The 10,373-nt window shown below is 44.2% G+C and carries 9 protein-coding genes; 3 read left to right on the plus strand and 6 right to left on the minus strand.

The window, feature by feature from the left end; translation table 11 throughout:
• Positions 1-34: 34 nt before the first annotated feature.
• Both BCT49_RS15220 and BCT49_RS15225 read right to left on the minus strand, forming a co-directional pair.
• Positions 35-1,963 (minus strand): ATP-dependent DNA helicase, encoded by a 1,929-nt coding sequence (locus BCT49_RS15220; protein WP_099165320.1) that lies wholly within the window; start codon positions 1,961-1,963, stop codon positions 35-37.
• A gap of 160 nt (positions 1,964-2,123) precedes the next feature.
• Entirely contained in the window at positions 2,124-2,324 is a 201-nt protein-coding gene (locus tag BCT49_RS15225; protein ID WP_017079481.1) for a hypothetical protein, read from the minus strand.
• A 283-nt stretch (positions 2,325-2,607) separates the two neighbouring features.
• Here BCT49_RS15225 and purU point away from each other — a divergent pair, with 283 nt between their 5' ends.
• On the plus strand, positions 2,608-3,441 hold the full coding sequence (gene purU, locus BCT49_RS15230; protein WP_102436373.1) for a formyltetrahydrofolate deformylase: 834 nt from the start codon (positions 2,608-2,610) through the stop codon (positions 3,439-3,441).
• Positions 3,442-3,803: 362 nt separating this feature from the next.
• Here purU and BCT49_RS15235 read toward each other — a convergent pair whose 3' ends face one another.
• Entirely contained in the window at positions 3,804-4,400 is a 597-nt protein-coding gene (locus BCT49_RS15235) for a VOC family protein (protein WP_102436321.1), read from the minus strand.
• A gap of 349 nt (positions 4,401-4,749) precedes the next feature.
• Between BCT49_RS15235 and argS the strand changes: the two genes are divergently transcribed.
• A complete protein-coding gene (gene argS / locus BCT49_RS15240) occupies positions 4,750-6,483 on the plus strand; it encodes an arginine--tRNA ligase (RefSeq protein WP_017110321.1) in 1,734 nt (577 codons plus the stop codon).
• Positions 6,484-6,589: 106 nt separating this feature from the next.
• On the plus strand, positions 6,590-7,018 hold the full coding sequence (locus BCT49_RS15245) for an HIT family protein (RefSeq protein ID WP_004734200.1): 429 nt from the start codon (positions 6,590-6,592) through the stop codon (positions 7,016-7,018).
• Between the two features lie 135 nt (positions 7,019-7,153).
• On the opposite strand, the gene BCT49_RS15250 is transcribed toward BCT49_RS15245, so the two are convergent.
• Genes BCT49_RS15250 through BCT49_RS25915 form a run of 3 tightly spaced genes read right to left on the minus strand, consistent with a single transcriptional unit; the run spans position 7,154 to position 9,876 of the window.
• Positions 7,154-7,384 carry a FeoC-like transcriptional regulator gene (locus BCT49_RS15250; protein WP_004734201.1) on the minus strand — a complete coding sequence of 77 codons (231 nt, stop codon included), beginning with the start codon at positions 7,382-7,384 and terminating at the stop codon, positions 7,154-7,156.
• Entirely contained in the window at positions 7,381-9,654 is a 2,274-nt protein-coding gene (gene feoB, locus BCT49_RS15255) for a Fe(2+) transporter permease subunit FeoB (RefSeq protein ID WP_198595869.1), read from the minus strand. Before feoB ends, BCT49_RS15250 begins: the two co-directional genes overlap by 4 nt.
• A complete protein-coding gene (locus BCT49_RS25915) occupies positions 9,655-9,876 on the minus strand; it encodes a FeoA family protein (RefSeq protein ID WP_008221191.1) in 222 nt (73 codons plus the stop codon). It abuts the gene before it with no gap.
• Between the last annotated feature and the right edge of the window lie 497 nt (positions 9,877-10,373).

Raw genomic sequence — 10,373 nt, forward strand, 5'->3', positions numbered from 1 at the left:
ATCTAAAAATAATGGCTAAACTCAACAATGCCAATTACTCAGCAGCGGTTGAATGGTCTTTAGCTAAGAATTCTTTAATGATCCCTAAGTCACGGGTACGTGGGATAGGCGGTAAACTCGCCAAAAATACACCACCGTAATCACGGGTCACCAAGCGGTTATCGCAAATAATCAAAGCGCCATTATCACGCTTATCACGTATTAATCGGCCAACACCTTGTTTCAAGGTAATCACTGCATCTGGTAACTGCACTTGTGCAAAAGGATCACCCCCTTTTAGCTTACAGTCCTCGATTCGAGCCTTAAGTAACGGGTCGTCTGGGGCGGTAAAGGGCAATTTATCGATGATAACACAGCTTAATGCGTCGCCCCTAACATCGATCCCTTCCCAGAATGCGCCTGTAGCCACGAGCAATGCGTTACCCAATTCCATGAATTCCGCTAAGGTTTTTTGCTTACTGGTCTCACCTTGCAATAGAACGGGTACAGTAAGCGTTTCACGGAATCGCTCTCCCAACTCTTTCATCATGCTGTGTGAGGTACATAAGAAGAAACAACGACCTTGGTTTTGCTCAATCACAGGAGCTAGCATTCTGACCAACTTGTCAGCCAAACCAGGGCTATTTGGTTCTGGAAGATAACGAGGCACACACAAGCGTGCCTGATTGGGGTAATCAAATGGGCTTGGCAATGAAAACTGTGCCGACGGCTTTAGTCCAAGTCGAGAGGTGAAGTGGTCGAAATCATCCGACACCGCTAGCGTTGCTGAAGTAAACACCCAAGCACCGGGTTTAAGCTCAATTTGTTCGTGGAACTTATCGGCGACCGAAAGAGGCGTGATGTGCAACGCAAATTGTCTTGGTGTGGTGTCATACCAATAGGAATAACCGGTAATCGACACATCACACACACGTTCGATACGCGACTTAATCATAGTTGCACGCTCAAAGGCCGTGTCTAACAACTGGCTTCGACCCAATGCTAATTTCAATACATCGACAGCCAGTTGCAACGCATCTTGTAGGCGAACTAGCTCTCTCGCAATCGACTCTGACTTCAATGCTTCACGCCAGTTACCACGAAAGCCCGTATCACCGAGCACAATGCGTAGGTCAGCAGCTGATTGAATTAGCCTCTCGCCAACCTTTTGCAACTGACGCATGTCTTTAGCTTCAGTTCGATAGGCGATTTCAATGTCTTTGGCTAGTTCTTGGATTTGTCGACTTGATACTGATTGTCCGAAATACTGACTGGCGATATCAGGGAGTTGGTGCGCTTCATCGAAAATAAATACATCAGCCTCTGGAATAAGCTCACCAAACCCAGTTTCTTTAATCGCTAAATCTGCGAGGAACAGGTGGTGGTTTACCACGACAACATCGGAATCCATCGCTTTTTTACGCGCTTTCAGCACAAAGCAATCGGTGTAGCTTGGGCATTCTTTACCTAAGCAGTTGTCGTTAGTTGAGGTAATGGTTGGAATAACCGGGCTATCTTCAGCAATATCATCGCAATCACCTAAGTCACCAGTTTGAGTCGCCGACGACCAGCTGCGTACTTTCACCAACTGCGCTAACAATGTTGGATCGGTATGAGTGCCATGACTTTCGATCATCTGGCGGCTCAAGCGGTCTAAACACAAATAGTTTGAACGACCTTTAAGCAGGGCAACCTGACCATAAAAGCCAAGCGCATCAACCATTAGCGGTAAATCACGATGAAACAACTGCTCTTGAAGGTTTTTAGACCCCGTACTGATAATAGTTTTCTTGCCACTTAGCAGCGCTGGCACGAGGTAAGCAAACGTCTTACCGGTACCTGTCCCCGCCTCAACAACCAATTGGCTTTGTTGCTCAATGGCTTGTGAGACCGCTTCAGCCATGTCCAACTGAGCTTGTCGTGGTTGAAACCCAGGGATCGCTTTACCCAGAGCACCATCAGCAGAAAACGTTTTAGATATCATAGAGTACGTGGTTTAGAAAAATAGAAGGCGAATTATGGCAGGTTTAGTGAGCCGGTGCGAATCAGAAATGACTGCGCACCGGAGGTGTCTATCGAATATAACATGGCAGGCTAAGTCGTTCTTATCAACCTAGCCCAAAACAAATGAAAGGGTTGTTTAACTACTTACGATTCAAATAACGAGACAACCAAGGCGCACCAGTAAAGTCGGTATCACTTGATTGCATGGCTTTAGCAGCATCAGTCGGAGAGGCCTTGCTTTCCCACATTTCATCAAGAACGTTGCCGTCCACCTGAACATCACCAACTAATGAATTCACACGCTTACAATATAACTTTTTCGCTAGTAACTCTTTATCCATAAATGATCACCTATGCATGGCTGAAATGTTGGCTCGCTCTAGTGGGACTTGACCGAGAATGTCGATTAAAACCGTCAGAAATCTAACCTCTACCTGAATTTATTAAGCCTCTCAATTTATTAATCCCCTAAATGAACGGTAGATTTTGTTGAAACCAAATTGATAATAGATTAATTATAACGGTGATATTGCGGCTCAGTTCACCGTTCGACGACCTGTATTAAATTTGAAGAACCCCGATTTCATATAATTAAGTGCAACATTTCATGGAAGTAAGATGCAAATGGAAAGAAAAACTTTATTAACACATTGTACTGATGCCCCAGGCCTCATCTCAAAGATCACCAACATTTGTTACAAGCACCAACTCAATATTATTCACAACAATGAGTTCGTTGATAACACTAGTGGCCACTTCTTTATGCGTACCGAGCTAGAGGGTTACTTCAATGACGAAACCTTACTTGCCGATTTAGATCAAGCGCTACCAGAAAAGACAAAACGTAAGCTTGTTGATTCATCTCGCAAGCGTGTCATGATACTCGTGACTAAAGAAGCGCACTGCCTTGGCGATATTCTGATGAAGAACTTCGATGGCAGTTTGGATGTAGAAATTGCCGCTGTTGTTGGCAACTACGATACTCTGCAAAGCTTAACCGAGCGTTTTGATATTCCTTACCATCATGTTTCTCACGAGGGACTAAACCGTGAAGAACATGAAAAGAAGATGCTTGAAGTGATTGACCAGTATGAGGCGGACTATCTGGTTCTTGCTAAATATATGCGAGTGCTGACTCCGGGTTTTGTTGAGAAGTACAACCACAAAATCATCAACATCCACCACAGCTTCTTGCCAGCATTCATTGGTGCTAAACCATACCAGCAAGCTTATGAGCGCGGCGTAAAAATCATTGGTGCAACGGCGCACTTCGTGACAAACGATCTCGATGAAGGCCCAATCATCAAACAAGACGTGATCCCAGTGGATCACAACTTCAGCGCGAAAGACATGGCTCAAGCGGGTCGTGACGTAGAGAAGAACGTATTGAGTAAGGCTCTAAACAAAGTGATCAATGATCATGTGTTTGTTTACGGCAACAAAACTGTAATTCTGTAATTCTGTAATTCTGTAATTCTGTAATTCTGTAATTCTGTAATTCTGTAATTCTGAGCTTAAAAGCGATTTACAGTAAGACTTCCAGTTAGAACCCAAATAAAAACGCGCAACAGGGTTAACCCATTGCGCGTTTTTTGTATCTGGTTATCAGACTAGCTTTTAGAGATTCCCGACTACGATCCTTCGTCGCTATCGAAAATGACAAATTCAGCCATGAATCTCTAACTGTAGACTCAGACATCTCCCTCGAACCCTCAGTCAGCCTCTAAAAATAGACTTTGGCAAACACGATCAAGCACTTCGTCATTCCGACAAGCCTAAGCGAGATCAGGAATTTCATCTGAGAACTTACCCAAGTCAAATTAAGCTTGTTCAGATTCAACAATCTTCTTCAAAGAATGTGGATGCAGCTTGATGCAAATTCCTTGATGCTTGAATGCAACCGTTGGGTTATTCAAACGTTCACCCTCGCCTTTCGGGCTAGAGAGTTTGATCTTAACGCCTTGCTCAGCCAAAGTTTCAAACTTGACGGCGAACTGTGGGTAGGTTTCTTTAAGATCAGCTAAATACTCATCGGCCGTTTGCGCGTGAGAAGGAATCACGAACTCAACATGCTCCCAGTCTTGAGACGGGTAAATTTTACCTTCTGCAGGATACGGAAGCTCTAAACACTCAATCTTCCAACCAAGACTTTGCAATGGTTCATCAAAAGCCAACACCACAATGGGACGACCGTTAATCATCGCTTCCGAAATCGTAGAACCGTATTCAGACCATGCTTGATGTGCCGATTTCGCAAGCTCAGTTTCATTGATTCTTAGTGCAATATGATCCGCTTGAGCAAAGCTTAAATCCAAACCCAATGTATTTCCTAGGTTCTCAATTTTCGCCATAAATGTATCAAGGCGCGCAATCATTTGTTGTGGTTCTAGTTCGGCTTGCTTCAGGCTCATCGTCATTGTCTTTGTTCTCCAAATAATGGCTGCATGGTATCAGTTTTACTTTCAGCAACAAGCGTTGCTTTTGCAAAAAACACTCAATTGACGCCCTATCTCAACAACCTAAATAGACAAACTCAGCTTCTCAAAAGTTGTTTGTCAAAAACCCCTCAGGAAATGTGAATTTTCTATCAATCCGGCCTATAAGAAAGCTCTCAAAATTGGTATGATTACCGCCATTTTTGTGAACTTAAACAGAGTCTGTTGTTCATTTCAGCATTAAATCGTTAACTAGACGCATAATTAGCCAAATTTAATGCCCACGAAATAACGGCCACTCTTATTCATCCTTGAATTGAAGGAAACGCGTGTGAATATCCAAGCACTGATTAATGACAAAGTATCTCAGGCTCTAGAAGCCGCTGGCGCACCTGCAGGCTCTCCTGCGGCTGTTCGCCAATCTGCAAAACCACAATTTGGTGACTACCAAGCAAACGGCGTTATGGGTGTTGCTAAACGACTAGGCACTAACCCTCGAGAATTTGCTCAAAAAGTATTGGACGTTCTAAACCTAGACGGTATCGCTTCTAAAGTTGAAATCGCAGGTCCAGGTTTCCTAAACATCTTCCTAGATGAAGCATTCCTAGCACAACAAGCAGACGCAGCACTGGCTGACTCTCGTCTTGGTGTTGCAGCAGCTGAAGCACAAACCATTGTTGCTGACTACTCTGCACCAAACGTTGCAAAAGAAATGCACGTTGGTCACCTACGTTCAACGATCATCGGTGATGCTGTTGTTCGTACACTTGAGTTCTTAGGTCACAAAGTTATCCGAGCTAACCACATTGGTGACTGGGGTACTCAATTCGGTATGCTTATCGCAAACCTTGAGCGTATCCAAGCTGAAACTGGCGAAGTTTCAATGGAGCTTTCAGATCTTGAACAGTTCTACCGTGAATCTAAAAAGCTTTACGACGAAGACGAAGAATTCGCAGTAAAAGCACGTGGCTACGTAGTGAAACTGCAAAGCGGCGACGCATACTGCGCTGAAATGTGGAAAAAGCTGGTTGACGTAACTATGGTTCAAAACCAACGTAACTACGATCGCCTAAACGTATCACTGACACGTGATGATGTGATGGGTGAAAGTATGTACAACCACATGCTTTCAAACATCGTTGCAGATCTACAAGCACAAGGCCTAGCAAAAGAGTCTGACGGCGCACAAGTTGTATTCCTAGACGAATACAAAAACAAAGACGGCGACCCTATGGGCGTTATCGTGCAAAAACGTGACGGTGGCTTCCTATACACCACAACCGATATTGCATGTGCTAAATACCGTTTTGAAGAACTAGGCGCAGATCGCGTACTTTACTTCATTGACTCTCGTCAGCACCAACACCTAATGCAAGCTTGGACTATCGTTCGTAAAGCGGGTTATGTTCCTGAGTCTGTATCTCTTGAGCACCACGCATTCGGCATGATGCTAGGTAAAGATGGTAAGCCATTTAAAACTCGTGCAGGCGGTACAGTACGTCTTGCTGATCTTCTAGACGAAGCAGAAGTACGTGCAACTCAGCTGATTGAATCTAAAAACCCTGAGCTAGCAGAAGACGAGAAGAAAACCATCGCGAACACAGTTGCTATGGCGGCTGTCAAATACGCAGACCTTTCTAAGCACCGCACCACTGATTACGTGTTCGACTGGGAAAACATGCTGGCATTTGAAGGCAACACAGCACCGTACATGCAGTACGCGTACACTCGTGTCGCTTCAATCTTTGCTAAAGCAGGCATTTCTATGGACTCTCTTGAAGGTGAAATCAAAATCACTGAAGAGAAAGAGAAAGCACTTATCGCGAAACTTCTACAATTTGAAGAAGCGGTACAGTCTGTTGCTCGTGAAGGTCAACCACACATCATGTGTAGCTACCTGTTCGAACTTGCTGGTCAATTCTCTAGCTTCTACGAAGCATGCCCTATCCTTGTGGCTGAAGACGAGACCGTTAAACAGAGCCGCCTGAAGCTTGCTGCACTAACAGCGAAGACTATCAAGCAAGGCCTGTCGCTTCTAGGTATCGAAACTCTAGAGCGCATGTAATTCCCTTCGGGTTACAATGAATAAATACAAAGGTTGATGTGAGAGCATCAACCTTTTGTTTTATCTAACGTATACTAAATTCAAGAAATCGAAATGGATAATAATAATGAGCTTTGAACTTCACCCACAGTTAGCAAAAGACACCACGCTTATCGGCGAATTTCCACTAAGCTTGGCACTGCTAAGCAAAGACAGCGCAGTGCCTTGGGTTATCTTGGTACCAAAACGTGCCAACCTGAAAGAGTTGCACCATCTGCCAATGAAAGAACAACAGCAGTTCTTACTTGAATCTCAAGCGGTAAGCCAAGCATTAGAAGCGACATTCCAACCAGACAAGCTAAACCTAGGCGCGCTGGGTAACATGGTGCCACAGCTGCACATTCATCATATTGCACGCTTCAAAGATGACATCGCATGGCCAGGACCAGTATGGGGCAATACCAAAGGCGAACAGCGTAGTGAAGAAGAACAAGCAGCAATCCATACTCGCATCCAGAATGTTCTGTCATTGAGCTCTATCTTCAAGAAAGCGTAATTCGAGTTCATCTCATTACGCTTTAAAGTAAGACAGTTCAGGAAAGACACATAACAAAAAGCCGCTCATCTAAAATAGGTGAGCGGCTTTTTATTGTCTAATCTCGCCGTTTTCAGCGAGAGTATGAAACCAGAACTACATCATCACATTAAGTGATAGACCATCTTGTTTGCTGATGGTGTAACGAATACGTGTTGTATGACCATGCTTGTTGGTATCGACCAAGCGGGAAACTTTCCCTTTCTTGACCCAAACACTCAGCATCGCATCGACACCGTCTTCGCTCATACCAAACTTAGACGCAAGTTCACTGCGAGCTGCAACGCCCTCGTTATCAATGTATTGATGAAGTTCAGTTAAGATCATACTACTTGCACCTCTAATGCTTTCTGCTTACTGCCGACTTTCTTAAATACTCGATAGGTCAGTACAAAGCCACCAGCAATCGCAACCACCCATACCGCACTGCTGACAGGGTGAGCAGCGAAGTTTGCCGCTTGGTAATAGAAGGTCGCACCGAAGTAACCAAGTGCCATTGTCCAAACCGCGATGAAACGCGCAAACATCTGACCAAACTCACGAACATAAGCACCCATCGCTGCCACACAGGGTGTGTAAAGCAAGATTAGGATTAAGTAAGCAAATGCAGCATGACCAGAAACAAATTTATCTTTCAGGTTACCAAAGATAGACGAGTCAACTTCTTGGTCTGCAGCAACAGAGCCAGAATCTGATAAGTCACCCACTTCAATACCTAGCGGATCTGAATAGCTCAAACCAGATAGGTTTTCAGGAATAGTCATTACCGCTTCTTGCAGGCTTGCCGCTAAATCGAATTCAGCCGCTTCTTCGTCTGATGGCGTCGTGTACAAGCTGTTTAATGTACCGACAACTGCTTCTTTCGCAAAGATACCTGTGATGATACCAACCGTTGCAGGCCAGTTCTCTTCAGTAATACCAATCGGTTGGAACACCGGCGTTACAACTTGCGCAGCTTTAGACAACACTGAATTTTCGCTGTCTTCGTTACCAAAGCTTCCGTCCATACCTAAAGAATTCAAGAAGCTCAGGATTGCCACAACCATTACGATGGTTTTACCTGCGCCAAGTACAAAGCGCTTCAATTTCTGCCACGTTTTTAGCATTACGTTTTGCACGGTTGGTAATTCGTAATCCGGCATTTCCATAACCAAGCTATCGCTGCTGCCAGGATAGATTGTATTTTTAAGGAATAGACCCGTGAACACAGAAGCAACAATACCCATAATGTACAAAGCGAAAACTACGTTTTGCCCTGCACCAGGGAAGAATGCGGCTGCAAACAGCGCGTATACTGGTAGACGAGCACCACATGACATAAACGGTGCCATTGATGCAGCCAGTTTACGCTCACGCTCTTGGTCAAGAGTACGTGTTGCCATGATCGAAGGAACGTTACAGCCAAAACCAAGTACCAGAGGGACAAAAGCCTTACCCGGCAAGCCGATTTTCTGCATTACTTTATCAAGTACAAATGCGGCACGCGCCATGTAGCCTGAACTTTCTAATACCGCTAAGAATAGGTAAAGAGCAGCGATTACCGGAATAAAGGTAGCAACCGTTTGAATACCGCCACCGATACCATCGGCAAGGATTGTCACTAGCCAAACAGGTAAATGTCCGTCTAATAAGTGATGACCACCATCAACCAATAACGCACCTACGCCAATATCAAAGAAATCGATAAACGCACTACCGATATTGATAGAGAACATGAACATCAAGTACATAATGACGAAGAAGAAAGGAATACCGACCCACTTGTTCAAAATGAATTGGTCTGCTTTTTCTGTGAAGTTTCGGCTTAGCTTGCCTTCACTGCGGCGAACACGCTTACACAAGTCATGTAGAAAAGTGTATTTTGCATCGGCAACCGCGAGGTCAATATCAAAGTCAGCACTCAGGCGCACGCTATCAATTTGAGTGCGAGGCTGAGGAGCAAGGCCATTTAGAACCAAGTAATCATTTTCTAAAGCACGAATCGCTAGTGCTCTATGCGACACATCAGCATCATCAAATTGTGATTCAACAGAAGGGATTAGTGCTTCTAATGCTGCGTCGTAATCGATAGAGATAGGGTCAAGGCTCACACCTTGAACAAGCAATTTATGCAGGCGCTCTTTAAAGCGAACCACTTGGCCTTTGTCGTTTGCAGACAAGCTCAGAACTGGACAGCCTAACTCTTTTTCTAGAGCCTTAAGGTTAATGACCTGACGTTCACGCTTTAATACATCCATTTTGTTCAATACAACGATCATTGGGCGACCCAACTCTCGCAATTGTAATGTCATGTATAAGCTTCTTTCCAAACAGCTCGCATCAACAACATTGATGATCACATCTGCTGGGTGAGTAAGTACGGCGCGAGATGCAATAGACTCATCGATGCTGTTCGCGTCATTACCACTGTCTAGCGCGTAGATACCCGGTAAATCGGTAAGCTGGAACTGATCACCAGCGTGAGAATAGACACCCGTCTTCTTTTCTACGGTTACGCCGACCCAGTTACCAACGTGCTGCTTGGCACCCGTAAGTGCATTAAATAATGTTGTTTTACCACTATTCGGGTTACCAACGGTGAGAACTTGATAATCCATTTAGATAACCTCGATTTGTTCTGCGATGCTTTCACGAATGGCGATTGAAACCCCTCTCACTTCAACTTGAAGCGGATCACCCATAGGTGCACGGCGAATCAACGTCACCTCGGTTTTTGGCAACATGCCCATGACCATAAGTTTTTTTCTAACTTCTGGTGTTAAACCTGTTAGTGCAACAATAGAAGCCGCTTTGCCTTGCTCTAGTTGTGAGAGTTTCATAAGTACCCAATTCGTGACTGATAATGAGAAAGATTGTTATTACGAGCATGATACACATACATGACCACAATTCCATTGTGTGAAATCAATGTTTTCGAAAATACATACTCGTAAATTTCGTTAAAAACGTTTACGTCAAAAACGTTACTTTCAACAAGCAACGAGAACTACCTCACTAGTACGAACTACTCAAAACAACACAAAAACATTAATTATCAACAACTTAAAATAATGTCGGTTTTCTCATGGCCATCTGTCGTTAATTTTATAAGTAAAATAAGTGGGCAGACGTATAGTTACTCCATCGAAGAGAAACTACTTCTCTTTAATTTTATTCCAGAGGTGATGTGGCTTGCCATATCACTCCGGCAGCAAGCGAAGGTGTCCTTGACACCCGTGGTATAGTCCCCCCGGCTATGCCACGATATTTTTTTTCTTCCTCGTTATATCCCCAGAAAATTTACTGTAATCCTAACTCTCTATCTCTATCTCTATCT

It is taken from the genome of Vibrio lentus, from assembly GCF_002875945.1.
Classification (GTDB): domain Bacteria; phylum Pseudomonadota; class Gammaproteobacteria; order Enterobacterales; family Vibrionaceae; genus Vibrio; species Vibrio apostichopi.

Coding starts and splice junctions, on each gene's coding strand:
- BCT49_RS15220 (WP_099165320.1), bottom strand. CDS start 1,963: ATGATATCTAAAACGTTTTCTGCTGATGGTGCTCTGGGTAAAGCGATC.
- BCT49_RS15245 (WP_004734200.1), top strand. CDS start 6,590: ATGAGCTTTGAACTTCACCCACAGTTAGCAAAAGACACCACGCTTATC.
- BCT49_RS15225 (WP_017079481.1), bottom strand. CDS start 2,324: ATGGATAAAGAGTTACTAGCGAAAAAGTTATATTGTAAGCGTGTGAAT.
- BCT49_RS25915 (WP_008221191.1), bottom strand. CDS start 9,876: ATGAAACTCTCACAACTAGAGCAAGGCAAAGCGGCTTCTATTGTTGCA.
- BCT49_RS15250 (WP_004734201.1), bottom strand. CDS start 7,384: ATGATCTTAACTGAACTTCATCAATACATTGATAACGAGGGCGTTGCA.
- purU (WP_102436373.1), top strand. CDS start 2,608: ATGGAAAGAAAAACTTTATTAACACATTGTACTGATGCCCCAGGCCTC.
- BCT49_RS15235 (WP_102436321.1), bottom strand. CDS start 4,400: ATGACGATGAGCCTGAAGCAAGCCGAACTAGAACCACAACAAATGATT.
- feoB (WP_198595869.1), bottom strand. CDS start 9,654: ATGGATTATCAAGTTCTCACCGTTGGTAACCCGAATAGTGGTAAAACA.